Origin of the sequence: Hymenobacter frigidus, from assembly GCF_014640435.1 — a bacterium.
GTDB lineage: Bacteria > Bacteroidota > Bacteroidia > Cytophagales > Hymenobacteraceae > Hymenobacter > Hymenobacter frigidus.
In genome coordinates this window covers 1-24,273 of sequence record NZ_BMGY01000055.1, presented here as the reverse complement: position 1 = coordinate 24,273, position 24,273 = coordinate 1, and the positions used below count along the sequence as shown (strand labels likewise).

Below are 24,273 nucleotides of genomic sequence, written 5' to 3'. Positions count from 1 at the left end.
TGCCAATACGGAGCTGGCCTTCCAGAACGACGAGAAAGAAAAACGCGCCGCCGAGCTCAGCATTGCTAATAGGGAGCTGGCGTTTCAGAATGACGAGAAAGAGAAACGCGCCCAGGAGCTGAGCATCGCCAACACCGAGCTGGCTTTCCAGAACGACGAGAAGGAGAAGCGCGCCGCCGAGCTGGGTATTGCCAACATTGAGCTGGCGTTTCAGAACGATGAGAAGGAAAAGCGCGCCGCCGAGCTGGTAATTGCCAACAAGGAGTTGGCTTTTCAAAACGACGAGAAGATAAAACGCGCCGCCGAGCTGCGCATCGCCAACTACGCCCGCAGCCTGATTGAAGCCAGCCGCGACCCGCTGGTGACCATCAGCCCGGAAGGCAAAATCACGGACATGAACATGGCCACGGTGTACATCACCGGGATTGAGCGCGAGCAGCTGATTGGGTCCGATTTCTTCGCGTATTTCACCGAGCCCCAAATGGCCCGTGGGGTGTACCAGGAAGTGTTTGCCAAGGGCACGGTGGCCGATTCGCCCCTCACGCTGCGGCACAAAGACGGCAAACTAACCGACGTGCTATTCAACGGGTCGGTGTACAAAAACGACGAAGGGCACGTGCTGGGCGTGGTGATTGTGGCCCGCGACGTGACCGACCAGAAGCGCGTGGCCACTGAGCTGACCGAGGCCAAAATTGCGGCCGAGCGCGCCACCGTGCTGGCCGAGGAAGCCCAGGCCAAAGCCGAAAGCGCCACCGAGATTGCCGAAGATGCCGTGAAGGCTAAGCAGCAGTTTCTGAGCAACATGAGCCACGAAATCCGCACGCCCATGAACGCCATTATCGGCTTCACGAAGGTGGTGCTGAAAACGGAGCTCACCGACAAGCAGCGCGAGTACCTGACGGCCATCAAGCTGAGCGGCGACACGCTGATTGTGCTGATTAACGACATTCTGGACCTGGCCAAAGTGGACGCGGGCCGGATGACGTTTGAGCAGATTCCGTTCAAGCTCTCGGCCTCGGTGTCGGCCATGGTGCACTTGTTTGAGACCAAAATCCAGGAAAAAAACCTGGAGCTGGTGATGGAGTACGACGAGAAGATTCCGGAAGTGCTGGTGGGTGACCCGGTGCGTCTGCACCAAATTATCCTCAACCTGGTGAGCAACGCCGTGAAATTCACGAGCGAGGGCAGCATCACGGTGGGCGTGCGAATGCTGGTGCAGGACGCGGAAAAGGTCATCCTGGAATTTGCCGTTACCGACACCGGCATTGGCATTGAGCAATCGAAGCTGGGCACGGTGTTCGATAATTTTCAACAGGCCACCAGCGGCACCAGCCGCCTGTACGGCGGCACCGGCCTGGGGCTGGCCATCGTAAAAAATCTGGTGGAGCCGCAGGGGGGCACCATCAGCGTGCGTAGCAAGGTGGGCAAAGGCTCCACGTTCAGCTTTATCCTGAGCTTCAACAAAACCCTGGAGAAAGCCGACACCGAATCGGGCCTGAACGTCGAGTTGGAAACCGGGTTCCAGGACGTCAAGATTCTGGTGGTGGAAGACATTGCCCTCAACCAGCTGCTGATGAAGACGCTGCTGGAGGACTTCGGCTTCGAGATGGAGGTGGCCGGCAACGGCCGCATTGCCGTGGAAATGCTGCGCAACACCAGCTACGACATCATCCTGATGGACTTGCAGATGCCCGAAATGAACGGGTTCGAAGCCACGGAATACATTCGCACGCAGCTGCAGCTCACCACGCCCATCATTGCCCTCACGGCCGACGTGACCACCGTGGACGTGGAGAAATGCAAGGCCGTGGGCATGAACGACTACATCTCGAAACCCATCGACGACAAGCTGCTCTACAGCAAAATCATCAAGTACCTGAAGAGCTCGGGCTACGACAGACATTCGGCTCTGCCGGACCACGAAGAGGCTAAACCCCAGCCCACAATTACCTGCGTCAACTTCGATTACCTGAAACGGGTGACCAAAACCGACTCGCGCATGGCCGAAATGATTTACCTGTACCTGCAGGAGATTCCACAGCTGGTACAAACCATGAAAAAAGCCATTGCCGAAAACGAATGGGCCACTTTAAAGTCAGCCACCCACTCCATCATTCCCACGTTTGCCACCGTGGGTATCAGCCCGGAGTTCGAGGATAATGCCAAAGACCTGCAAGCCCTGGCCGGCATCCTGATAGCCAACGAGGCCGGCGACGAAGGCAACGCGGCAACCATGACTAAGGTGAGGGACTTGTTCTTGAAGATTGAGACGGTGTGCGAGTTGGCGGCCCGCGAGCTGGAAGAAAAACTGCAGCGGCTGTCGCAAACGCTGCACCCGGCGCGGGTGAAAAATTAGCAAAGCCCGGCTGGATTGGGTCGTACCGTTTGGCCGCGGTTTGGCCACGGTTTAGCCGCGGGATTATTTCACCAGCACATCGGTCACTTTCCCAATATCGCCGCTCACTTTTTGGAGGAATGTGAGCTGCTCCAGCAGGGATTTATCGTCGGTGAGGACCGCTGAAACCTCGGGCTCGGCCGGAGCCAGCTCAAGCGCGGGTACCTCGGCGGCGGGCGCAATCAGCAGCAGGCTTTTCTGGAGCGCGGCCAGGGCGCTGGTGAGGGCCCGACGGCTCTCGGGCGCGAAGGCCGGCACGGCGGGCGCGGCCTCGCGCAGGGTACCGGTGAGGGAGGCGATGTTGGAGGACAGAATATGATTCAGCACCACAAACTCGTAGGTTTCGGTGGGCCGGTACTGCTTGCTTTTGGGCTCGGTGAGCATGCGCTGGAAGGCCGCGGCCAGGTTGGCCCCGCTCACGTACACGTTTTTGCGCAGCAGGCGGTACTCGTTGGGCGGCAGGGGCCGGCCGGCCAGGCGGTCGGCCAGCTGGCGCAGGTACACTAAGTTGGCGCGCAGGGCAGTGGCCATGTAGTCGGTGAGCTGGTCGGATTCCCAACGCGGAAACAGGAAGTAGCCGGCCGCAAAGGCAATGGCGCAGCCCATGAGCGTGTCGAGAATCCGTTCTTCGGCCACGCCCAAATAGCTCAGCCCCAAAAAGCTGAACAGGATGAGCAGGTACGCCGTGAGAAACACCACCGTAACGAGGTACACGGTGCGCTGAAAGCTGTAGGCCACCACCATAAATACCACCAGCACGCCAAACCGTACATCGGGCCACGGCAGCAGCCATAGCACAAAGGCTCCTAGGACCCCACCTACCAGCGTGCCCACAATACGCTCGGTATTGCGCTGCCGGGTGAGGCTGAAGCCGGGCTTGAGCATGATGCTCACGGTCATCAAAATCCAGTAGTTGTGTTGCCCGCGCCCGAGGTTTTCGCCCACCACAAAGGCCACGGTGCAAGCCAGCGTCATGCGCAAAGCGTGCCGGAATACGGCCGATTTCATGGTAAAATTCTGACTCAGAGCGTGCAGCTGAATTTCCTGATGCGCCACGAACTGGGCGTGGTCGACGGCGCGGCTGGGCGTGGGCACGGCGGGCTGGCTTTCGTCGAAGTAGCGGCGGATGTTGCCCACGCGCCGGATAATATCGCGCAGGTTGACCAGAATTTTCTTCAGCACCCGGGTATTGGCCGCCGTGGCGGGGTCGTCGTCGAGGGCACTGATGCGGGCCTGCAGCAGCTCCCATTCGGCACTAAGCTTGGGGCCCACGCCGCTGTAAGGATGGTTGGCTTGAATGGCCACGCCGAGGTGGTCGAGCTCGGTGGCCACGTGCCGGATGAGGGCGGCAAAAGCGGGCAAAATGCCCGTTGGGCCAAAGGTGTCGCGCACGGCCGCGTAGTCGTAGTGACCAGCGCTGACGCGCTCGTACAAATCCACCGTCTCGACAAAGGTGAGCACTAAGCGGCGGCCCTGGCTGGTACTCTCGTTCACAATCTGACGGGTGCGAAACAGAAAATCGCGGGCGGCCTCCTGCTTTTCGTTCACCACCACCTGCTGGGCCACCAGCTGCCGGTAGTCGTCCTTCAGCACGGTTTCGGGTTGGTAGAATTTGGCTTTAAGCTCTAGGAAACGGGCCAGGGCGTGCACGCACTCACCCAGTGCCTGCTGGGCCGGCCGGTAGGGCCGCACCTGGTACACCAGCAGCGCCAGCGCCACGTAACACAGGCCGCCCGCCAGCAGCAGCGCGGCGTGGGGCAACAGCTGGCCCGGCGTGGGCGGGTGGGCCAGCACCAGCACCGCATTCAGGAGGGCGGCGGTGCCCACTGCGCCGGCCCGCGCGCCCCACACCAGCAGCATGGTGAGCAGGAAGCTGAGCCCGGCGATTTCCAGCCCCAGCAGCCACGCGTTGCTGGCCACCGCGCCCGTGAGCAGGGCCGTGCCGAACACCAAAACCAGAGCGGCCAGCATGCCGTTGCGGCGGTGCGCGGCCGGGCCGGGCGTGTCGGTCACACTTAGGCACAGGGCTCCGGTGGCCATGGTCAGGCCCTGCTCAAAGTGGCCCAACTGGGTCAGCAGCACCGCCGGCAGCAGGATGGCGACCGTGATGCGGACTCCATCGGTGAAATTCTGCCCGGAAAAAAAGTAGCTAAGGCGGCGTGTTTGGGTATTCATGCAACGGGGGCGAACTACTAAATAAACGCGAAACCAGCCAGACCGGCTAAGGACGACCCGCCAATTGGCTGCCTCTCCCAATTGACGCGCCTGATTGCCTAACCCGAAGCTTGGGCATCGCCGGTGGCTGGGCCAAAAGGCTGCAGCGTGAATGCCTCTACTGTTGCTGGGTCGCCGTCGACATACGCGAAAACTTCTAGGAAATCTATTATCCCCTCCCGAAGGAACAGGACGCTGCCGGCTCCGTGCGACAGTTCAGGCGCATCCAAATCACTGCCATTGTAAGCACGAGTCTTTCCAGCGACAATTTGGCGGCTACCAACTGGCACTGTTAGCGTAGTAAAAAAGCCACACCCGCTATATTCTCTCTGCGTTACCCGACAGTGCTGCACCTGCTCGGCTAGTGCTGGGTTCTGATAAAAATTGACAATTCCCCACAACACGGACGCTTCCATTAAATTAAGCGAATCATCAGGGTCGTACTGTACTGTTTTGAGCATAACGAAGGCTTGGCGTTGTTTCCAGATTCACTCACCTGCTCTTTCGGAGCCGTACTCCGAAAGAGCGTACCATTCCCGCCGCAACCATCAAGCGGGCTCACCCTTCACCACGGCCAGCAGCCAGTCCTCACCGGCGCGGGTGAGACGGTAGTAGCGGGCGCGGCCCTAGTGGTAGCGCTCCACGAAGCCGGCCGCGCGCAGCTCGGCCCACACGTCGAGCAGGGCCGCCGACGAGCACGCCAGGGCTGTCATCAGGGCCGGGTCGGTGCTGTGCTGGGAGGGCTGTGCCACAAAGCCGTGGCATAGCAGGGATAAAACCTGTGTTACCCTTATCAAATATCATAATACCAAGAATAATCATCTTGCTGATTGTGACGGTTCTCCGGTTAATGTGCCCGTAGCGCGAACTACAAACTTCGCGCTACGGCTCGCTACCTATATACCAGAGCAGTTTCACAATCGATGTACGCTATTGACGGGGTATAGAGACGCGACCCTTCGTGTCTCGGCGTTGAACGGCGAAGGACACGGACGACGCAACGCGAAGGGTCGCGTCTCTATACCCTATACACGGTGCGTGAAACCGCTGTAACCTGGTAACTACTCTAATACAGTACATCGTCCACGGCTTCAATCTTGGGCGGCAGCTCGGTTTCGCCCAGCAGCTCGCGCAGGTCAATTTCGATGCTGCGGCAGATAGACGTCATGGGCACGTCGTAGATATCGTTTTCGAAAGGATTTTCACTGGTGTGGCCCACCACTTCGATAACGTTGAACACCCACGATACCAACACTGAAAACGGCACCATCAGCCACACGTGGTACTGGCCCAGCGCCATGCGGCTATCGAATTCCTCGACCAGGCCCAGCGGTAGCACGGCGGCGAATACCCACACGAATATGAAGCTGAAATACGCGTATTGACGCGGAAAAGGCGTGTTCTTGATGCGCTCACAGCCGCCCTGGGCATCCAGCAAGTCCTGAATGGTCTGCATCAGGGCCACCTGCCGGAACTCGGTGAGCAGGCCGCGCTGAAACAGCTCGCGCAGCTCAATGCTTTGTTGGCGCAGCAGGTGGGTGGGCGGGTTGCTGAGAACTTTGGCCGTGGCCGCTTCCTCGGGGGGCAGAAACGGGGCTACTTCGATGTCCCACTGGGCCGCCGTCTGGCGGCGCAGGTGCAGGCGCAGGGCATTGCACCAGGCTATCTGGCGGTAGAGCAGGCGGCGGTGCAGCTCGCTGATGTCGTCGGCTTCGGGAATGACTTCATCGGACGTGGCGTGCACGTAGTCGAACGCCCGGATGGCCCAAACCCGACTGGTGTTCACGATGGTGCCCCACAGCTGGCGGCCCTCCCAGAACCGGTCGTACGACCCGTTGCTCTTGAAGCCAATGTAAAACGCCACGGCCGTGCCGAGCAGCGCCACGGGCTGCCACGGTATGTCGAGCCAGTGGACATTGAGGGGCCCGTACAGTAGGCAGACCGCCGTATTATAGGCAATAAACAGGTAGAGGCTGCGGTGCGTGAGCTGCCACACCACATTCCAGCGGAGGTTTTTGCGAACGTACATGAGACGCCCATAACCCCCAACCGTCCCGGCGAGTTACAATCCGGGCATTAAAACCCGGTTAATAAATGCTAGTCACGAAGCACCGCAATGCACTTTAGCTCGATGGCAATGGGCGTGGGCAGGGCGTTAATCTCAAGGGTAGTGCGGCAGGGATGGGCCGTGGCGAAGTACTCGGCATAGAGCCGGTTATAGGCCGGAAAGTCGTCTTTCATGTTGGTGAGAAACACGGTCACGTCCACCAAATCATCCCAGGCCGCGCCGGCTTCTTCCAGAATGTAGCGCACGTTTTGGAACACGGCGTGGCACTGGCTTTCAAAGTCGTACTGCAGAATATTACCGTCTTCGTCCACTTCCACGCCGGGAATGCCGCGCTGGCCACGCTGCCGTGGGCCCACGCCCGAGAGGAACAGCAAATTGCCCACCCGGCGGGTGTAGGGGTAGGCGCCAACGGGCTCGGGGGCGCGGGAAGTGGGGTGCTCAGCCATGAGAAAAGCGCGGGAGGGTAAAAGTAAATGTGCTCAAAGAACGTTAGCCCCGATGGAATAGGGCCTACTGGCAAGGTTTTTCGAAAGCGCTTCGGCCCGGTTGCCGTTCTTTGCGCATGGTGCTACTTTCCGACCGACTATTCCCGTTATTCCCTGCTTTATGAAATCGTCCCTGCTCCTGCTGCTTAGCGGCCTTTCCTTATTCAGTATCAGCGCCCAGGCCCAAAAGCGCAAAATGCCGCCCAAGCCCTCAGCCACCCAGGTTTATGATTCGGTGGCCCAGCCAGCAGTGCCCCTGGGCGGCACTGAAAAGTACGCCCGCTTCCTGGCCGACCACCAGAAATATCCGGCCAGCGCCATGCAAAAAGGCCTGCAGGGCACAGTACGGGTGAGCTTTGTGGTGGAAAAAACCGGCACCGTAAACGAAGTAAAGGTTGAGACGCCATTGGCTCCCGAGCTCGACGCCGAAGCCATCCGCCTCATCAAAAGCGGCCCGAAGTGGACGCCGGCCAAGCACCTGCGCAGCCAAGTGGTGCGCCAGCGCGTGGTCGTGCCGGTATCGTTCGTGCTCTCGCCGGGCAGCACGGTTACCTTGCCCTCGGGTAAGGCGCGGCCCATCACCACCTCAGCGGCCGACATCGCCGCCTCGGCCAACCCCGACCGGCCGGCCGTGGTGCCGCCCGACCGCCCCACCCAGCCCGTGGGCGGCAACCAGGTTTTCTTCGACTGGGTGGAGAAAAACCAGAAATACCCCACTCTGGCCCGGCAGCGCAAGATTCAGGGCAAGGTGATGGTCGAATTCATCGTTCAGACCGATGGCAGCCTGACCGATGCCCGCGTGACCCGCAAAATGGGTTCGGGCCTCGACGACGAAGCCCTGCGCCTCATCAAGACCGCCCCGAAGTGGGAGCCCGCCATCTACCAGGGCAAGCCGATAAAGCAAAAGATGCTCTTGCCGGTTCTGTTCCAATTGTAAGCCGCGGCGAACAAATAACTCCCCTCCTTGGTAAGGAGGGGAGTTTTGTTCTACCGCCCTCATTCTATCTCCATGACGCCAACTCTCGCTCCTGCTCCCACCCTGCTCTGGCCCCATCAGGAGCGTTACCGCAAAGCGGCGCAGGCCTTGGCCGAAGAGCTATTCGATGCTCTTGACGACGACCTAAAGCCCTTTGTGGTGCTACTGGCCCTGCCCATCGACCCCACGCTGCCCGCCCGCTGCCTCGAACCCGAAGACTGTGGCCTGCCCGCCGAGGCGTTTACCCACGCGGTGGCCCGGGGCCGGGTCATTCAGCACGCCACCCCCTGGCCCTACCCCGAGCGCGACGACGTGAGCCCGGCCCTGGTACGCCGCAAGCACGAAGGTCTGGGCGTGCGCGACGCCGTGCAGGAAATCCTGGACGCCCTCGACGAACACGCCACCCACCAGCACTTCACCGGCTGGCCCGTGGCTATTCGGGAGTATTTTGTGGTGACGGTGCTGCGCGTGCAGCGCAAGCCGGTACGGGCCTACCCGTCGCTGCGGCCCCACCGCTTCTACACCGATGGCCGGCCGCTGGCCGCCTCGCTGCTCGTGGCTGCCATGTACCGCTTCAACGAGGAAATCGTGAAGGCCCTGAGTGAGCCCGAGCCCGGCGCGGGCATTATCACACGGCCCCGCGAGAGCGAAGAGCTACTGCGCGCCGCCGGCAAGTCCTTGCTCGATACCCCCGCCCAGGCCCTGGGCCTCGACCCCGCCACCACCAAGCTCTTTGCCACCTGCAACACCATCAGCAGCCTGCGCTACGAGGGAGCCGAGGGCGTGGGCAAACTGCTACTGGCCCGCCGCGGCCACCCCAACACGGAAGAGATTTTCGCCCTCACCTGCCCCACCGAGCTCACGGACTACCGCGCCGTGCGCAAGCTACTGGAGATGACCACGCCCGACGTGCACCTGCTCGCCGATGGCGAAACCGTGTACGCCCTGGGCCGCCACGTGGGCCACTACGATGCCGTGCGGGAGGATTTATTCGTTATCAGCTTCGTGACGCACTACGCCTGGGAGCTGCTGCATGCCGGCCACGTACTGCTACGCTCGCACTACGGCCTGCCCGGGGTGCCCCGCACCCGCCTGAGCCGCACGGGCTTCCGCCGGGCCCTCAAGCGCACCTTCGGCCTCACCGACGCGCCCAAGGTGGAGCGCCTCTGGGACGTGGTGCTCGAAGCCAGCCGCCAGAAGCACGGCACCCTGCTGGTCATCACCACCGAGGCCCTGGCCGAGGCCGACCGCCTCAAGCTGCAATGCATGCTCGTCGAGCCCGTGCCGCTCACGCCGCTCATCACCCGCCTCGTCACCAGCATCGACGGCGCGGTCTTGCTCGACCCGGAAGGCTACTGCTACTCCATTGGCGTAATTCTGGATGGCCGCGCCTCCGGCCGGGGCGACAGCACCCGCGGGGCCCGGTACAACTCGGCGCTGCGCTACGTGGAAAGCTCGGACCATCCGTGCTTAGCCGTAGTAGTGAGCGAGGATGGCATGGTGGATGTGATTACCTCGGTGCAGGAATAGGCTTACCGCTTCGCCCGAAACGACCAGGTGAGCCGGAACACGGCCACCACCTCGCCGGCTTCGTCTACGCCCGTGCTGGTGCATTCCACGGTGCGGCCTTCGCCGGTGGCACGGCTCTCGGCCACGGCTTGGGCAATGCGCGGGCCATCGGGACAGGTGAAGGTGATAAGACCCACGGCTTTCTTCGTAAAATCGCCCTCCAGCTTCACTACCAGCATGGAGACCGGCCCACCGCCCTGCACGTGCATCATGGCCTGCATGCCGCTGGCCAGTTCCGCCGCCATGGCCAGGCAGGCGAAATAGATGCTGCGAAACGGGTTTTGGGTAAGGTGCTTGAACCGAACGGTGACCGTGGCGTGCTCGGGTGTGAGCTGCGTGAGGCGCAGGCCCGCCAGCCACGCCATGGGCAGCTTGCGCACCATAAACAGCCGCAGCTTCAGGGGGTTGAGCACCTGGCGGCGGAAGGCCGCAGCTTGGGGAGTATCAGTGGAGGCAGTCATGAGCGTTGCAGTTCTGGAATTGGAACCCACAAGTACGGCACGCCCGGCGCGGGAACCACGGCCAACGGCTATTCTTTCTTTTTGCGCGGCGCGGGCGGAGCCGGGTACACCACCAGCTCCTTGTAGCCGAAAGCGGTTTCGCGCCGGTATTCTACCTCGGGCAGCTCACCCAGCACAATTTCGGCGGTGGTATACACCCGGCAGCCATCGAGCAAGTGCCCGCCGATGGTGCGCCCCGTGCTGTCCGAAACCGCCAGGTGCAGGTGCGACCCATTGACGGAAAGCGTACCGACAAGGGACACGATTTCGAAATGCCCCCGGTATACGCTGGCGGCTTCCTGGTTGGCCAGCCGCAACGTAGTCACCGTGAGGCTGCCCACGCAAGTCAGCATGGCCCCGGCCCGAATATGATGCTCCTGCACAAAGGCAGTGAGCTGCTGGCGCAAATCATCGCCGGGCCGCAGGCGTAAGGAATACGTTTTCAAAGCAGAAGCTCGGGCAGTGGGCACGACGGCCGGAGTTTGGGCCAGCACCGGGCCGGCCAGCAGGAAGCAGAACAAGAATCGAAGCACGGCGCAAAGAACGTCAACAATCAGAACGTCATACTAAGCTTACCGGAGCAGCTCTACCGCGCTACTTGCTAAACCGAACGGTGCCGTGGCGAACTTTGATATTGACGTTGCCCGCCTGGCGGGACGGTGCCAACGCCCCAAACACGCCCAGCACGTCGCTGGTCAGCGGACCGTTTTCCTGCGAAAGTACGCGCACCAGGTTTTTATCGACCAGCAGCTGCCCCTGCTCGGTACTCACGTCGAAGCGGAAGCCGGGAGCTTCGGCAAACCCCAGCCGAATAGTGCTGAAACCACCATCGAGGTTTACCTGCCGGAAGTTGGCTCCCATGTCGCGCACCACAAAATCGGGGCAATAGCGCAGGGCCATGTCCAGGGCTTCATCGAGCTTATCAATCGTGAAGCGCGAGTAGCCTGACGAGCCACGCAGGTTGCGCACGGTGCCCAGGGCTACGTCGCCGTACTTGCTGTGCACGGTCAGGTCCTGCACCGTGCCGATATCAATGTCAGAATAGTTGTTGCGCAGGTCCACGGTCGTGCCTTCGTCGAGGCGCAGGCGGGCGTAGCTGACATCAATGCTGGCGCGGCCCACGAAGGCGATTGTGCCGTTGCCGTTGCCCACCCGAATCAGATTGCGCGGGCCTTCGAGACGGCCAGCACGCAGCGCGCCGTACTCCACGGCCAACTCGGCAGGACCATTTATATCGCCGCTAATGGCCACCTCGCCAAAGCTGTTATGCACGCGCAGCGCCGTGGTGCGGGGCAGCCAAATAGTGTAGTTCACTTCGTAGCGGCAGCCGCCGGCGCGGCCCCGCAGGGCCGCGCCAAACTGCGTGCTCACGGCCACGCCGCCGGTTTTGGCATCGTAGTCCAGCCACTGCACACCCAAAGCGTCGAGCACCTGATGGGCACCCGCGTCAGTTTCGGAACGGGCCACCAGCTCGGCTTCCACTTTGATTTCCTGCTTGTTCCACGGATTGATTTGCACGCGGCCGTAGCGGGTATCGAGCGAAAACGCCCGGCCGGTTTTAGGCACCGCGTAGCTGCGGCTCACGCGGCGGCGCTGCTCTACTTGCAGGCTGGCGGCATCCTGGCCGTCAGTTTGCTCGGGCTGAGGCTTAGTTTGCGGCGGCTCCTGCGTCGGGGGCACTTCAACCCCAAAGAGCGTAGCACTGGCCCGGCTGGCTTCCGAGCTGAGTACCAGCACGGCCACGCCCGGCCCCACGGCTACCCAGTGCCCCGACTGGGCGCGGGCCACCGGAGCGGTCAGTAGCGTAGTAGCCACCAGCAAGGCCGTGGCCCACCGGTGCCACTTTCCAAAGAAGGCCAGCGGCTGATTCATTCGGGCAGGTGGCGGCTATCAGCCAGCACGTAAGAGCCCGAGTTGTGGTCAATGACTGGGGCCTCAGTGCCCAGGTGCAGCTGCTGGTCGAGAATATCGAGACGGATTTGCAGGTTGCGGTTCATGGCCGTGAGCACGGCATCGGGCTGCGGGTGGTGCAGTAGCTCCAGCTTCAGCTGGCGGTAGCTGGAGTCGAGCGACACCAATTCGCGCTGCCAGTCGGCGGTCATGCCAGCTATGCCGGGTCCGCTCATCTCGCGCAGTTCGGCTTGGCGGCGGCTGAGCTGGTTGGTGTAGTAGGTTTCCATGCCGCGCACGGCGCGCACCAGCTGGCTATCGGCCCCCACGGTGCGCTCGCCGGCGGTGAGGGCCACCGGGTTACTGCTTTGGTAGAGCGCCGCATCGGACTCATTACTAACGATTACCGCCGAAGCGGTAGCCACTTCGGCCATGGCCTGGTGTTTTGATTTCCAGGCCTCGCTGGCCCCAGCCGCGAATACCAGCAACGCCAGCGCAGCGGCCACCCCGTAGCGCTGCAGCCAGCTGGCCCGCACGGGAGCCACCGGCGCGGCGGCTGGAAGAGGCTTGGCAACGTCAGCCGTCAAGTGCATCACGGGCTCGGCCGGGGGCGCTACGGAACCAGCCAGCTGCTGCTCGAGGGCGGCCCAGAGGTCGGGGCGCGGCTCGTGCGTATCGAAATCGGCACGGTGCCGCTCGACGAAGCTTTCCAGTGAGGTATTCTTTTGGGTATCCATATAATGAGAGGCGAACGCACGGTTATTTCTGGTTCTGGCGGACTGCGGGGATATTCGATGACCGCCGCCGGGCGAAAGAGAATTCAACGTTATGTGAGGTAATCAACTGCTAGCAACGATAAAAGATTAACCAAGGCCACGCTGGGCGGCCAGTTCGCGCAGGCGCACCCGGGCCCGGCTGTACTGCGATTTGGAAGTGGATTCGGTAATGCCCAGAATGCCCGCGATTTCGAGATGGTCGTAGCCTTCCAGCAGGTAGAGGCTCAGCACCACGCGGTAGCCGTCGGGCAGGTCCTGAATGCAGCGGCGAAGCACGTCGGCGCGGTAATGATTGTCGGCTTCGTCCTCGTGCGAGGGGCCGGCAGTATCAGCGGGTTCTTCGTGGTGCTGCTCGCCCAGCGGCACCAGCGCCAGCCGCCGCTGCCGCAGGCAGTTGATGCTTTTGTTGACTATTATGCGCTTGAGCCAGGCCCCGAATGCCGAGTCGCCCTTGTAGCTGCTCAGCTCCCGAAAGGCGCTCAGGAAGGATTCCTGGAGCACGTCCTCGGCCTCGGCGTAGTCGCCGGTGATGCGCAGGGCCGCATTGAACATGGCCTTGGCGTAGCGCCGGTAAATCTCGGCCTGGGCCTGGCGGTCATTCAGTCGGCAGCGCTCCACCAGGGGCGCATTGATGTCAACGTAGGCGGAAATGGATAAGGCTTCCATGCAGAAAAACGGATAGTGGATAAGACCCGGCTAAGGATGCAAGATACGGGGGGTAGGTTGCAACGTATAGTAGCGGTTATATTTGGCATCTACTCAAAAATAACCGCCTGATGCTCACCCGCCACTCCCTTCGTTTCCTGCCGCTGACCCTTGTCACTGCCCGTGCTGCTTTTCAGTGCCTGTAAGAAGGACGACGATGCCAAAGAAGAAGAGTCGATTGACTTCGGCCCCGCTCCCGGTTTTCAGTACCGCACTGGCAATAATCTGCCCATGGGCAGTGGCGACCCTACCGACTGGGTGGCCGACGGCCCGTGGAACAACCGTGAAAAGCAATTATTTTCCTCCCTGGGCCTGTCGCTCGACGCCCCCCAACAGACCGACACCTGGCATGCCGGCGTGTATCCCAACCAGAGCGATGCCGCCGGGGGCTTCACCTTCACCACCGGCGTAAACGCGAACAAACCCGCCCCGGCCGGCACCCGGATGATGTATGTGATAGTGGACAGCAAGTACAAGGAATTACACCGAAACGACCTGCTGCAAAACGGCGTACGCATGACCTTTGGGCCCAACGCCTTGGCGGCCGGGGCGCTGTACCGGCTGTACTACGTGTGCTACGTACCCGGCCAGCAGGTGTACTACCGCAGCCACGGCGACATCAAGGTTGAATAAGCCACTAAAAAACCCTCTCCGAATCAATCAGAGAGGGTTTTTAGTAACTGCAATCCGAGGGTTACCTGCTACACGTCGAACTTGATGCCCTGCGCCAGGGGCAGCTCGGTGCTGTAGTTGATGGTGTTAGTCTGGCGGCGCATGTACACTTTCCAGGCATCGGAGCCGGATTCACGGCCGCCACCGGTTTCTTTCTCGCCGCCGAACGCGCCGCCGATTTCGGCCCCGCTCGTGCCGATGTTCACATTGGCGATACCGCAGTCGGAGCCGCTGGCAGCCAGGAAAGCCTCAGCCTCGCGCATGTTCAGGGTAAAGATGCTGCTGGACAGGCCCTGGCGCACGTCGTTTTGCAGGTCGATGGCGTTCTGCACCTCGCCGCTATACTTGATGAGGTAGAGGATGGGCGCGAACGTTTCCTCCTGCACCGTGTGGTAGTGGTTTTCTACCTCCACCAGCGCGGGGGTCACGTAGTGGCCGCCGGCCAGCTCGGGGCGATTCAGCACTTCGCCGCCGGCCAGAACCTTACCGCCTTCGGCCTGCACTTTCACGAGGGCTTCCTGGAACATCTTCACCGCGTCGGCATCAATCAGCGGGCCAACCAGCGTGCCTTCCTGCAGCGGGTGGCCGATGGGCAGCTTGGGATAAGTAGCCAGCAAACGGCTCTTCACTTCCTCAAACACACTTTCTTCGATAATCACGCGGCGCGTGCTGGTGCAGCGCTGCCCGGCCGTGCCCACTGCCCCGAACACGATGGCGCGAATGGCAATGTTCAAATCAGCGTTCTTGGTCACGATGATGGCGTTGTTGCCGCCCAGCTCGAGCAGGGCGCGGCCCAGGCGGGCTCCTACCACTTCGCCCACCTTACGGCCCATGCGAGTGCTGCCGGTGGCCGAAATCAGCGGCAGGCGCTTGTCGGCGGCCATGGCCGCGCCGATGCTGACATCGCCGATGATGACGCTGAATACGCCTTCGGGAATCTCATTCTCGGCCAGCACGTCGCGGATGATGTGCTGCACGGCCACGGCCGTGAGGGGCGTTTTCTCCGAGGGCTTCCAAATGCTGACGTCGCCGCACACGGCGGCCAGCATGGCGTTCCAGCTCCACACGGCCACGGGGAAGTTAAAGGCCGAGATGATGCCGACCAGGCCCAGCGGCTGGTACTGGTCGTACATGCGGTGGGCGGGGCGCTCCGAGTGCATGGTGAAGCCGTGCAGCTGCCGGCTCAGGCCCACGGCGAAGTCGCAGATGTCAATCATCTCCTGCACCTCGCCCAGGCCTTCCTGAAGGATTTTGCCCATCTCGGCGCTCACCAGCTTGCCCAAGGGCTCCTTGAATTCGCGGAGCTTATTGCCAATCTGGCGCACAATTTCGCCGCGCTTGGGGGCGGGCACCAGGCGCCAGGTTTTGAAGGCTTCTTCGGCGGCTTTCACCACGGTTTCGTAGTCGGCGACGGTGGCGAAGGCTACGCTGGCGATGCGGCGGCCATCGGCGGGGGCGTTGATGACGCGGCGGTCGGCGTTAGTTGCGCCGCCCCAGGTGCGGCCGGTGCTGTAAGCGGCGTTGTCGGCCGTCACGCCCAGCTGGCGCAGCACGTCCTGAATGCTGTGGGGGTCGTGGTGAGGGTGCGGAACGGTTACGTCGGGCGCGGTGGCTTCTTCGAGGGCTTGCTTCATGAGAAACGGGGGTGGGAATGCGATGGGGTAATGCTTTGGCAAAGCTAAGGAATGCGACGGCCACCCACCACTTGAACGAGCGGCCACTACTGAACCTGCCGTAATTCGCAGCACAAAAAAGCCTCTGCCGAGTGGCAGAGGCTTTTTATCAACTACAAACCGATGTTACTCCTGCCCGATGGGGTAATAGGCCTTGCGGCCGTCGGGGTAGAGGCCTTCCACCAACGCGCCCTGGTTTTCGCGGGCCTGGTCGAGGTAGGTTTTCACGTCGGCGGGCTTGGTCACCGTATTTTTGTCGATGCGGGTGATGATAAAGCCATCGCCCATGCCCGACTCGCGGAAGTTGCTGCCCTTGATGCCTGAGATTTTGGCGCCGCCCTCAATGCCCAGCTTGGCCTGCTCGCGGGCCGGCACCATGCTCAGCGTGGCACCTTCGTATTTCAGGCTGGCCGCCACGGCTTCCTCACGCACTACCCCGGTAGTGCCCGTGGCGTTGCGCAGAATGGCCTCGGCCGTCCCGGCCGCGCTGCCGCGCAGGTAGCCCACCTTAATGCGGTCGCCAGGCCGGAATCGGGCCACCTGCTCCTGCAGCTGCGACGACGTGTTCACCGCCACCCCGTTAATCCGGGTGATGATGTCGCCGGGCTTGATGCCCGCCACCGCCGCCGAGCTGCTCTCGCTCAGGCCCTCCACGTACACGCCGTTCAGGGTGTTCAGCTTCTTCTCCGACGCCAGCGTGGCGTCCACTTCCCGAATCTGCACACCCAACAGGGCGCGTTGCACCACTTTATACTTCAGTAGGTCGTCGACCACCTTGCTGGCCAGCGAGCTGGGAATAGCAAAGGAATAGCCTTCGTACGAGCCGGTGCGCGAGGCAATGGCCGAGTTGATGCCGATGAGGTCGCCGTTGAGGTTCACAAGGGCCCCGCCCGAGTTGCCGGGGTTCACCACGGCGTCGGTCTGAATGAACGACTCCAGGCCCATGTTGTTCTTCCGGCTGAGGATGCCGATGTTCCGGCCCTTGGCCGAAATGATGCCGGCCGTAACGGTAGAGTTCAGGTTGAACGGGTTACCCACGGCCAACACCCACTGGCCCACTTTCACATCGTCGGAGTTGCCGTACTTCACGAAGGGCAGGTTGTCGGCCTTCACTTTGAGCACGGCCAGGTCGGTGTTGGGGTCGGCCCCCACCAGCTCGGCATCGTACTTGCGCTTGTCGTCAAGCACCACCTCAATCTTGGAGGCTTTCTCGATGACGTGGTAGTTGGTTACGATGTAGCCATTGGCGGCGATAATCACGCCCGAACCCGAGCCCGACCCGCCACCCTGGGGCACCTGCGGGTGGCCGGGCGGCATCTGCCCCTGAAACTGCTCGTTCTGGTCGCCAAAGAACTGGCGCAGAAAAGGGTCCATCTGCTGCTGGCGACGGTCAGCGGCCGGCGCGGCGTATTCGGTCATCACGTGCACCACGGCCGGGGTCACGGCGGCGGCGGCGGCCACAAAGTTGAGGCCTTCGGGCACGGCGTAGGACGTGCTCCGCATCTGGGAAGTGTAACGCACTTGGGGGTCGGCGGCTACAGCTTGGGGCACCAGTTGGGCCGGCTCCAGCAGCTTATATCCCCCCACGGCCACGCCACCGCCCAAAATAGCGGAACCGAACAGGCCGAGCATCAATTGTTTTGCTTGCATGGGGTTGGGAAAAGTGAAATGAAACGGGTGATTGAATAACCTGATTTAATACCCTGGGCTACTGCAACAAACAAGTCCGACCAGGATTTGGGTCCTTAACGCTGTAAAGATTCGCTTTCGCGTCTCAGGGTTGCTTTTAACAGAAAACAGACCAAGAGTAGCGGCCTGATGTTACAACAAATAAGACTGCAAAAAAGGCACCCCGGAAGGTGCCTTTTTTGCAGATACGCCCCTCAATATGACAATTTTGACGTTTGGCAGGAACACGCAGCCCGAATAGATGGTCATGCTGAGCGCAGCCGAAGCATCTCGCTCGGGGTAGTAATCCATCGTGAAGACGGCGTTGATTACTACCCCGAGCGAGATGCTTCGGCTGCGCTCAGCATAACGTGCTGTTACTCGTCAAACCGCCCTGTTACCTGGCCGGCGGCGGCCCTAGTGCTGCGTAGGCAGCTGCTGGCGGGTAGCCGCGTCGCGGCCCCGCAGCAGGGTGAAGCGCAAATCGAGGCCCACTACCGGCGATACCGCGTTGAAGCGCCCGGCGGGGATGGTGATGTTGCCGTTGACATCCGTCTGGGCCAAGCTGAGGCTGTAACTGGTTTGGTAAGCGAACCAGGGCGTGAAATCCAGGCTGGGGCTGAGGCGGCAGCCCAGCTCGCCCCGCAGACTGGTGAACTGAATGAAACGCTCGTTGGGCTCAGTCTCGGCCTTCAGGAATCGAATGCGGGTTTCGGCCTGGTAGCTCAGACGCGGGCGCAGGGCCAGCCGGCCCACGGGCAGCACCTTTTCCAAGTCCACTCGCAGCCGGGCCACGTTCTGGCTGACGTAGGTGGCCGGGCCCGGAAAGGTGCGCTCAAAACTCAGGCGCTGCCCGAAGGTGAGCGGCCCCAGCTGGCTGCGGTGGCGCAGCAGCAGCTCCGGCACCAGCACGTAAATGTCATTCACCGACACGTAGCCCAGCGTGGCCCCGCCGCTCCAGTGCTCGGTCCAGAAATGCTCGTAGCCCGCACTCACCCGCCGCTCATCAAAGCCCAAAAAGCGGTTGGGACTGCGGGAACCGTTATTGTCGGTATTATTCTGGCCGCGCACGGCCAACAGCAGGTAGTCGTTGCCGGTGAGGGCCAGCTCCGCCTGCAACTCAGGCCACAGCTGCAGCCCGTAGACCGAGCGACGGGTTTGGGCGGTGGCGGGCAGGGCCAGGCTCAGGCCAAGCAGCAGGGCGCAGGAAAGCAGTTTTTTCATGGGGCAAAGTAGCGCGGACTTTCAGTCCGCGGAGGGCAAAGTACGGGTTCGCTCAAACGCAGACTAAAAGTCCGCGCTACGGTTTGGCTGGCCCAGCTCCTGAATGGCGAGCCAGGCCATCAGGCCCGGGCCGGTAGCCAGGGCCTGCTCGTCAATGTCGAAGGTAGGCGTGTGGACCGAGGCGGCAAAGCGGCCGTCTTCGTGCCGGGTACCCAAGCGGTAGAAGCAGGCCGGGGCCGCCTGCGAGAAGTAGGCAAAGTCCTCGGCGGCCATCCATTGGTCGAGCTCCACCACGTTCTCGGGGCCGAGGTAGGCTTCGGCGGCGGCCTTCACGCGGGCCGTGAGAGCGGGCTCGTTTTCCAGGTAAGGGTAGCCCCGGCGGATTTCGAGCTCGCAGACCGCGCCCATGCTTTCGGCCAGGCCCTCGCACAGCTTGCGCAGGTGCTGGTGGGCCTCGTTGCGCCACTCCTCATTCAAGGTCCGGAACGTGCCCTCGATGTACACTTCGTTAGGAATAATGTTGGTGGCCCCGTTGGCGATGACCTTGCCGAAGCTCAGCACCGAAGGCGTTTTGGGGTTGGCCCGGCGGCTCACAATCTGCTGGGCGGCCACGATGATGTGGGCGGCCACCAGTACCGGGTCAAGGTTCATTTCGGGCATCGCCCCGTGCCCCCCCTTGCCCTTGATGGTGAGGTAGAGCTCGTCGGTGCTGGCCATGTAGCGCCCGGCCCGCACCCCGATTTTACCGGCCGGCAGGTGCGGAAATACGTGCTGGCCCAGCACGCTGTCCACGGCCGGGTTCTCCAGCACGCCCTCCTTTATCATCAGCGAAGCGCCGCCCGGCAGCCGCTCCTCCCCCGGCTGAAACATCAGCTTCACGGTGCCCTGAAACTCGCCCTTCAGCTCATTCAGGATGCGGGCCGCGCCCAACAGCGAGGCCGTGTGCACGTCGTGCCCGCAAGCGTGCATCACGCCGGAGTTGGTCGATTTGTAGGGCACGTCGTTGGCTTCCGTGATGGGCAGCGCGTCCATATCGGCCCGCAGGGCAATGGTGGGGCCACCGGGCTGGCCCTCAATCAGGGCCACCACGCCGGTGTTGGCGATGGGCCGGGGGTGCAGCCCCAGCTTCTCCAGCTCCCGCGTGACGAAAGCGGCCGTGTTGACTTCGGCAAACGACAGCTCAGGGTGGGCGTGCAGGTGGCGGCGCAGGGCCACGGTATCGGCCGCGTGCTGCGCGGCAAGAAGGTGAATCTGGGGAATCAGGTCGGACATAAGCTAGAACGATAACTCCCCTCCTTACCAAGAAGGGGATGTTCGAGCCAACGGCTCGGACGGGGGTGGTTGAGTCGTTGCCCGACTCGCGTGGGCGGTTTTATCGTTTGGCAAGGGAGGCAGCCGGGTGTCGTTCGTTCGTCGTTCAACGAAGTCAACCACCCCTGTTCAGCCTAGCGGCTGAACATCCCCTCCTCATCTGAGGAGGGAAGTTTGACGTTCTTCCTCTTCCCGATTACGGATTCTTATTCAGCAATACCTGCGTGGCTTCCAGCTCCAGCTTGGGCGTGAGGCCGCGCAGGCGGGCCAGGCCCCGGGCCGCATCCAGCTTGGTCAGGTAATCGCCGATGTAGAGGCGGTAAACGGGGGATTTGAAGGTAATGTAGTCGGTTTCGTCGGGGTAGCGCCCGATGATGTTGCGCCGGATGGCCATTACCTGGTCGCGCTCCAGGCCGAGGTACACCAGAATGCGGTAGCCCTGGGTATACTTCACGTTCTGGTTGGTGTAGGCCTGGTCGCGTAGGCGCTGCTCTACCGGGGCATTCACCTGGTTGGTGGGCGCGACCGTCGTTTTGGGGAGCGGGGCGGTGGCGGTAGTCAGGGCTTTGGGAGCGGGGAATACGAAGCGGTACTTCGTTACATCCTCGGCGGGCATGGGGGCCGAAGCTACCGCGGCCGTGGGTTTGCGCAGGGTCGTGTCGGTGGGGGCGGTGGCGCGCGGGGCCTGGGAGGCCGTACTGGCGCAGGCGGCCAGGGCAAGCAGCGGAAAAACCAGCAGCATCTTACGCGACAGTCGTTTCATCGGTTGAATCAATCAGGGCCAGACTATTGGAAGAACCGATGCGGTCGGCCCCGGCGGCCAACAGGGCCAGAGCCGCCTCGCGCGTCCGGATGCCGCCGGCCGCTTTAATGCGCACCCCAGCGGGCAGCGAGCGGCGCATCAGCTCCACATCGGCCACCGAGGCCCCACGGCTGGCATAGCCGGTGGACGTTTTCACAAAATCAGCCTCGCCGCCCACGCACAGGCGGCAGGCCAGCTCAATTTCTACCTCAGTGAGCAGCGCGGTTTCAATAATGACCTTGAGCAGAGACTGGTGCACGTGGCACAAATCAGCTAAATCGAGGATTTCGGCCTGAATGACATCGGTCTTGCCCGATTTCAGGGCGGAGATGTTGATGACCATGTCCAACTCAGTCGCGCCATCGTACAGCGCCACTTCGGCTTCCTTGAATTTGACGCTGGCCGAAGAATAACCCAGCGGAAAGCCAATAACCGTGCAAATACCCACGCCCGTATCAACCAGCTTGGCAGTGGCCAAGGCCACATAGCAGGGCGGCACGCACACCGTAGCAAAGCCGTGGGCGGCGGCTTCGTCGCAAAGCTGGATAATCTGCGCCTCGGTGGCATCGGGGCGTAGCAAGGTGTGGTCGATGTGAGCGGCAAGATTCATAGCACAAAGGTAGCCGGGAATGGTTCGGCCCCGCGGGCGACCCCCGACTAAGTAGTTGATGTTACGCAGTCGTTGGGCATCTTAGCCCGTTTAGCAGCTTATGATGACTTGCACGCTGGACCTGTACACGGATTATTTGCTGAGTTCGACGGGTCCGACCACGGCCACGGGCTTGTCGCGGCTGCTGGACGGGGCGTTGAGCCACGACCACATCACGCGCTGGCTGAGTCAGGGAACCTACGGCCCGGCCGAGGTCTGGCGGCAGGCCAAGCCCCTGATTCGGCAGGCCGAAGCCCAGCGGCCGACCGAAGAGTTTGCCGTGCTCATCGTCGACGATTCGGTGCTGGAAAAGGCGCACACTGACGCCAACGAGCTAATTTGCACGCACTGGGACCACAGCCAGCAGCGGTACGTCAAGGGCCTGAACTTCGTCACCCTGCGCTACCAGGCCGGGGAGTTGGCCCTGCCCATCGCCGTCGAGCTGGTGCGTAAAACGGTGCCCGTTTACCAGCCCAAGACCCAGAAAACCAGCTACCAGAGCCCGTTTACCAAGAACGAGTACCTGCAGCAGATGCTGCGCGTAGCCCAGCAACAGGTGGCCTACCGCTACTTGCTGGCCGACAGCTGGTATGCCTCGGCCGAGAACATGACTCTGGTGCGGGCCCTGGGCCACCACTTTCTTTTTGCCCTCGAAAGCAGCCGCACCGTGGCCCTGAGCGAAGCCGACCGTGCGCAAGGCCAGTTCCAACCCGTACAGTCGCTGGTGTTTCCCGATACGCAGCCCTTGCGCGTCTATTTGCGGGCCGTTCAAGAGGCGGTGCTCGTGAGTAAACAAGTCTTTACAAACCAAGACGGGAGCCAGGGTATTTTGTATCTGGTCAGCAGCGACACCGACCTGGACCAGGCCCGGTTGACCACGATTTACCAGAGACGGTGGAAAAGCGCATCAAGCTTTTTGTGTGGAAGAATACCACAAGTCGCTCAAACAGAACGCCTCGATGGCAAAATCACCCACCAAAACCCTGACCACGCAAGCCACGCACTTCTTCGCCGCCGTGCTGGCCTACACCAAGCTCGAAGTCCTTAAGCTCAAATGCGGCATCGGCCATTTTCGCCTTAAAGCCCAACTCTATACCGTCGGCCTGAAAGCCATGTACCAGCAACTCACCCTACTCCGTGCGTAACATCAGTAAGTAGTTGAACCATTCGGGGCCCGAACCACTTGCGCACAAATCAAGGTGTATGTTTGACCCTGCTGCCCTCGGGGGGTTGCCTATTCTTTTCTTCTGCGCTCCGATGAATAATATTATTTCCGATGTATTTGCCCTTTCCTACGAGCCTGCCCCTAACCTGCTGGTGGGCCGCTGGCTGCGCGACGTAGCCGACCGCAGCCTTTACCCACCCCAGGAGGAGTTGCTGGCAGCTGCCTTGCAAAACAACCGCTGTCGGTTCTGGCTGCTCGACATGCACACCCAACTGGTGTATTCCCCTTTCCTATTGGAGTGGCTAGGTTCGTTGTTGTCGCAGCAGGTGGTATCGGTGCTGGGGTCGCCGGTATTCGTGGCCTGCGTGGCCGACGAGAACCACCGCGCCGAAATCGATAGCATTGGCACCGAAACGCTGCTGCGCCAGCAGGCCCAGCACGAGTTTTACCCCTACTTCTTCACCAACGAAACCGCCGCCCGCGAGTGGCTGGCCGACAGCCAGGACCACGAGCACCGCCCGCCGGGGCGGGCGTAAAACTGCTTTCCGTAACAAACAGCGAAGAGGGAATTGCCACGTGGCAATTCCCTCTTCGCTGTTTGTACCCCACACGGCAACCCGCCTTGTCTGTACTTTTGGGCAAACCCTGCCGACATATGGAAAACGCCATCAAGTTTCTGCGCATCCAGAATTTCAAGTCCATCAAGGACGTCACGCTGCACCCCCGCCGCGTGAACCTGATTATCGGCGAACCCAACGTGGGCAAATCGAATTTGCTGGAAGCCATGAGCCTGCTGGGCGGCATCACCTACGAGCAGACCGAGAAATTCATGGGTAGCTTCATTCGGTATGAGGAGCCGCGTCAGATGTTTTATGACAATCTGGTGGCAAATACAATTAAGGTGGAGACGGATAGAGACGTAGCTATTTTATTATTTGAAAAGGAAGACAAGATATTTCAATATGCTTTTTGCGATTTGACGTTTTATGAAGAGTTAGCCGGACAGGTGGTTAGTAACTGATGTTACGCACGGAGTTGGCCGAGTTGCTGGTACATTGCTTTCAGGCCGACGGTATAGAGCTGGGCTTTGAGGCGAAAATGCCCGATGCCGCACTTGAGCTTAAGCACCTCCAGTTTGGTGTAGGCCAGCACGGCGGCAAAGAAATGGGTGGCCTGCGTGGCCAGGGTTTTGGTGGGCGCCTTGCCCATGGAGGCATTCTGTTTGAGCGACTTGTGGTATTCTTCCACACAAAAAGCTTGATGCGCTTTTCCACCGTCTCTGGTAAATCGTGGTCAGTTGGGCCTGGTCCAGGTCGGTGTCGCTGCTGACCAGATACAAAATGCCTTGGCTACCGTCCTGGTTTGTAAAGACTTGTCTGGTTACGAGCACCGCTTCTCTAACGGCCCGCAAATAGACGCGCAAGGGTTGCGTATCGGGAAACACCAGCGACTGCACGGCCTGGAGCCGGCCCTGCGCGCGGTCGGCGTCGCTCAGGGCCACGGTGCGGCTGCTTTCGAGGGCAAAAAGAAA

Annotated in this window: 22 protein-coding genes and 2 pseudogenes; 7 read left to right on the top strand and 17 right to left on the bottom strand. The window is 61.4% G+C overall.

All coding sequences use genetic code 11. From position 1 onward, the window contains the following. Positions 1 to 2,356: PAS domain-containing hybrid sensor histidine kinase/response regulator (locus tag IEW17_RS18585; protein WP_188563562.1), on the top strand; the 2,356-nt coding region annotated here is incomplete at its 5' end. A 63-nt stretch (positions 2,357 to 2,419) separates the two neighbouring features. On the opposite strand, the gene IEW17_RS18580 is transcribed toward IEW17_RS18585, so the two are convergent. The 5 genes from IEW17_RS18580 to IEW17_RS18565 all read right to left on the bottom strand — a co-directional run bounded on the left by IEW17_RS18580 (position 2,420) and on the right by IEW17_RS18565 (position 7,123). Further along, positions 2,420 to 4,570, bottom strand: coding sequence for an FUSC family membrane protein (locus tag IEW17_RS18580; protein ID WP_188563561.1), 2,151 nt, complete (start codon positions 4,568 to 4,570; stop codon positions 2,420 to 2,422). A gap of 98 nt (positions 4,571 to 4,668) precedes the next feature. Then, positions 4,669 to 5,070 (bottom strand): hypothetical protein, encoded by a 402-nt coding sequence (locus tag IEW17_RS18575; protein WP_188563560.1) that lies wholly within the window; start codon positions 5,068 to 5,070, stop codon positions 4,669 to 4,671. A gap of 165 nt (positions 5,071 to 5,235) precedes the next feature. Continuing rightward, positions 5,236 to 5,361, bottom strand: a complete 126-nt coding sequence (locus IEW17_RS21285; RefSeq protein ID WP_262891852.1) for a hypothetical protein — start codon at positions 5,359 to 5,361, stop codon at positions 5,236 to 5,238. Between the two features lie 314 nt (positions 5,362 to 5,675). Next, positions 5,676 to 6,638 (bottom strand): bestrophin family protein, encoded by a 963-nt coding sequence (locus tag IEW17_RS18570; RefSeq protein WP_188563559.1) that lies wholly within the window; start codon positions 6,636 to 6,638, stop codon positions 5,676 to 5,678. A gap of 68 nt (positions 6,639 to 6,706) precedes the next feature. Next, the gene (locus IEW17_RS18565) at positions 6,707 to 7,123 is read right to left on the bottom strand and encodes a RidA family protein (RefSeq protein ID WP_188563558.1); all 417 of its coding nucleotides are present in this window, start codon (positions 7,121 to 7,123) and stop codon (positions 6,707 to 6,709) included. A gap of 160 nt (positions 7,124 to 7,283) precedes the next feature. Here IEW17_RS18565 and IEW17_RS18560 point away from each other — a divergent pair, with 160 nt between their 5' ends. Together IEW17_RS18560 and IEW17_RS18555 are read left to right on the top strand one after the other, a co-directional pair. Further along, positions 7,284 to 8,099: an energy transducer TonB gene (locus IEW17_RS18560; RefSeq protein WP_188563557.1), complete on the top strand. Its 816-nt coding sequence runs from the start codon at positions 7,284 to 7,286 to the stop codon at positions 8,097 to 8,099. Between the two features lie 72 nt (positions 8,100 to 8,171). Next, positions 8,172 to 9,668 (top strand): DNA integrity scanning protein DisA nucleotide-binding domain protein, encoded by a 1,497-nt coding sequence (locus IEW17_RS18555; RefSeq protein WP_188563556.1) that lies wholly within the window; start codon positions 8,172 to 8,174, stop codon positions 9,666 to 9,668. A 2-nt stretch (positions 9,669 to 9,670) separates the two neighbouring features. Here IEW17_RS18555 and IEW17_RS18550 read toward each other — a convergent pair whose 3' ends face one another. From IEW17_RS18550 to IEW17_RS18530, 5 genes are all read right to left on the bottom strand, one after another. Next, positions 9,671 to 10,168, bottom strand: a complete 498-nt coding sequence (locus tag IEW17_RS18550; protein WP_229749129.1) for a PaaI family thioesterase — start codon at positions 10,166 to 10,168, stop codon at positions 9,671 to 9,673. 68 nt (positions 10,169 to 10,236) lie between these two features. Next, on the bottom strand, positions 10,237 to 10,740 hold the full coding sequence (locus IEW17_RS18545) for a PPC domain-containing DNA-binding protein (RefSeq protein WP_308420637.1): 504 nt from the start codon (positions 10,738 to 10,740) through the stop codon (positions 10,237 to 10,239). 61 nt (positions 10,741 to 10,801) lie between these two features. Further along, on the bottom strand, positions 10,802 to 12,079 hold the full coding sequence (locus IEW17_RS18540) for a DUF4097 family beta strand repeat-containing protein (RefSeq protein ID WP_188563555.1): 1,278 nt from the start codon (positions 12,077 to 12,079) through the stop codon (positions 10,802 to 10,804). Beyond that, positions 12,076 to 12,834, bottom strand: a complete 759-nt coding sequence (locus tag IEW17_RS18535; RefSeq protein WP_188563554.1) for a hypothetical protein — start codon at positions 12,832 to 12,834, stop codon at positions 12,076 to 12,078. The genes IEW17_RS18540 and IEW17_RS18535 overlap by 4 nt, the downstream gene beginning before the upstream one ends. A 126-nt stretch (positions 12,835 to 12,960) precedes the next feature. After that, positions 12,961 to 13,539 carry an RNA polymerase sigma factor gene (locus tag IEW17_RS18530; RefSeq protein WP_188563553.1) on the bottom strand — a complete coding sequence of 193 codons (579 nt, stop codon included), beginning with the start codon at positions 13,537 to 13,539 and terminating at the stop codon, positions 12,961 to 12,963. Positions 13,540 to 13,689: 150 nt separating this feature from the next. On the opposite strand from IEW17_RS18530, the gene IEW17_RS18525 reads away from it, so the two are divergent. Further along, on the top strand, positions 13,690 to 14,211 hold the full coding sequence (locus IEW17_RS18525; protein WP_188563552.1) for a hypothetical protein: 522 nt from the start codon (positions 13,690 to 13,692) through the stop codon (positions 14,209 to 14,211). A 68-nt stretch (positions 14,212 to 14,279) separates the two neighbouring features. Here the strand turns inward: IEW17_RS18525 and amaB are convergent, their stop codons facing one another. The 6 genes from amaB to deoC form a co-directional block, all read right to left on the bottom strand. Then, the gene (gene amaB / locus IEW17_RS18520; protein WP_188563551.1) at positions 14,280 to 15,884 is read right to left on the bottom strand and encodes an L-piperidine-6-carboxylate dehydrogenase; all 1,605 of its coding nucleotides are present in this window, start codon (positions 15,882 to 15,884) and stop codon (positions 14,280 to 14,282) included. A 165-nt stretch (positions 15,885 to 16,049) separates the two neighbouring features. Continuing rightward, positions 16,050 to 17,573, bottom strand: coding sequence for a S1C family serine protease (locus tag IEW17_RS18515; RefSeq protein WP_229749128.1), 1,524 nt, complete (start codon positions 17,571 to 17,573; stop codon positions 16,050 to 16,052). A gap of 435 nt (positions 17,574 to 18,008) precedes the next feature. Next, positions 18,009 to 18,815 (bottom strand): hypothetical protein, encoded by an 807-nt coding sequence (locus tag IEW17_RS18510; protein ID WP_188563550.1) that lies wholly within the window; start codon positions 18,813 to 18,815, stop codon positions 18,009 to 18,011. Positions 18,816 to 18,878: 63 nt separating this feature from the next. Further along, complete coding sequence (locus tag IEW17_RS18505) at positions 18,879 to 20,087, bottom strand: M20 metallopeptidase family protein (RefSeq protein ID WP_188563549.1); 1,209 nt, start codon at positions 20,085 to 20,087, stop codon at positions 18,879 to 18,881. A gap of 235 nt (positions 20,088 to 20,322) precedes the next feature. Further along, positions 20,323 to 20,889: a hypothetical protein gene (locus IEW17_RS18500; RefSeq protein ID WP_188563548.1), complete on the bottom strand. Its 567-nt coding sequence runs from the start codon at positions 20,887 to 20,889 to the stop codon at positions 20,323 to 20,325. Further along, on the bottom strand, positions 20,870 to 21,538 hold the full coding sequence (gene deoC / locus IEW17_RS18495) for a deoxyribose-phosphate aldolase (protein ID WP_188563547.1): 669 nt from the start codon (positions 21,536 to 21,538) through the stop codon (positions 20,870 to 20,872). Before deoC ends, IEW17_RS18500 begins: the two co-directional genes overlap by 20 nt. A gap of 100 nt (positions 21,539 to 21,638) precedes the next feature. Between deoC and IEW17_RS18490 the strand changes: the two are divergent. From IEW17_RS18490 to IEW17_RS18480, 3 genes and pseudogenes are all read left to right on the top strand, one after another. Further along, a pseudogene (locus IEW17_RS18490) lies at positions 21,639 to 22,722 on the top strand (IS701 family transposase). 112 nt (positions 22,723 to 22,834) lie between these two features. Continuing rightward, on the top strand, positions 22,835 to 23,278 hold the full coding sequence (locus IEW17_RS18485) for a hypothetical protein (protein ID WP_188563545.1): 444 nt from the start codon (positions 22,835 to 22,837) through the stop codon (positions 23,276 to 23,278). 119 nt (positions 23,279 to 23,397) lie between these two features. Further along, positions 23,398 to 23,763 (top strand): AAA family ATPase, encoded by a 366-nt coding sequence (locus tag IEW17_RS18480; RefSeq protein ID WP_188563544.1) that lies wholly within the window; start codon positions 23,398 to 23,400, stop codon positions 23,761 to 23,763. 2 nt (positions 23,764 to 23,765) lie between these two features. Here IEW17_RS18480 and IEW17_RS21605 read toward each other — a convergent pair. Continuing rightward, positions 23,766 to 24,273, bottom strand: a pseudogene (locus IEW17_RS21605) (IS701 family transposase); the annotation flags it as partial.

Bases quoted from the DNA above. Each gene is read 5' to 3' on its own strand.
- IEW17_RS18560 (WP_188563557.1), top strand. From the start codon at position 7,284: ATGAAATCGTCCCTGCTCCTGCTGCTTAGCGGCCTTTCCTTATTCAGT.
- IEW17_RS18480 (WP_188563544.1), top strand. From the start codon at position 23,398: ATGGAAAACGCCATCAAGTTTCTGCGCATCCAGAATTTCAAGTCCATC.
- IEW17_RS18580 (WP_188563561.1), bottom strand. From the start codon at position 4,570: ATGAATACCCAAACACGCCGCCTTAGCTACTTTTTTTCCGGGCAGAAT.
- IEW17_RS18570 (WP_188563559.1), bottom strand. From the start codon at position 6,638: ATGTACGTTCGCAAAAACCTCCGCTGGAATGTGGTGTGGCAGCTCACG.
- IEW17_RS18510 (WP_188563550.1), bottom strand. From the start codon at position 18,815: ATGAAAAAACTGCTTTCCTGCGCCCTGCTGCTTGGCCTGAGCCTGGCC.
- IEW17_RS18575 (WP_188563560.1), bottom strand. From the start codon at position 5,070: ATGCTCAAAACAGTACAGTACGACCCTGATGATTCGCTTAATTTAATG.
- IEW17_RS18500 (WP_188563548.1), bottom strand. From the start codon at position 20,889: ATGAAACGACTGTCGCGTAAGATGCTGCTGGTTTTTCCGCTGCTTGCC.
- IEW17_RS18540 (WP_188563555.1), bottom strand. From the start codon at position 12,079: ATGAATCAGCCGCTGGCCTTCTTTGGAAAGTGGCACCGGTGGGCCACG.
- IEW17_RS18550 (WP_229749129.1), bottom strand. From the start codon at position 10,168: ATGACTGCCTCCACTGATACTCCCCAAGCTGCGGCCTTCCGCCGCCAG.
- IEW17_RS18515 (WP_229749128.1), bottom strand. From the start codon at position 17,573: ATGCAAGCAAAACAATTGATGCTCGGCCTGTTCGGTTCCGCTATTTTG.
- IEW17_RS18485 (WP_188563545.1), top strand. From the start codon at position 22,835: ATGAATAATATTATTTCCGATGTATTTGCCCTTTCCTACGAGCCTGCC.
- IEW17_RS18505 (WP_188563549.1), bottom strand. From the start codon at position 20,087: ATGTCCGACCTGATTCCCCAGATTCACCTTCTTGCCGCGCAGCACGCG.
- IEW17_RS18555 (WP_188563556.1), top strand. From the start codon at position 8,172: ATGACGCCAACTCTCGCTCCTGCTCCCACCCTGCTCTGGCCCCATCAG.
- IEW17_RS18530 (WP_188563553.1), bottom strand. From the start codon at position 13,539: ATGGAAGCCTTATCCATTTCCGCCTACGTTGACATCAATGCGCCCCTG.
- deoC (WP_188563547.1), bottom strand. From the start codon at position 21,538: ATGAATCTTGCCGCTCACATCGACCACACCTTGCTACGCCCCGATGCC.
- IEW17_RS18535 (WP_188563554.1), bottom strand. From the start codon at position 12,834: ATGGATACCCAAAAGAATACCTCACTGGAAAGCTTCGTCGAGCGGCAC.
- amaB (WP_188563551.1), bottom strand. From the start codon at position 15,884: ATGAAGCAAGCCCTCGAAGAAGCCACCGCGCCCGACGTAACCGTTCCG.
- IEW17_RS18565 (WP_188563558.1), bottom strand. From the start codon at position 7,123: ATGGCTGAGCACCCCACTTCCCGCGCCCCCGAGCCCGTTGGCGCCTAC.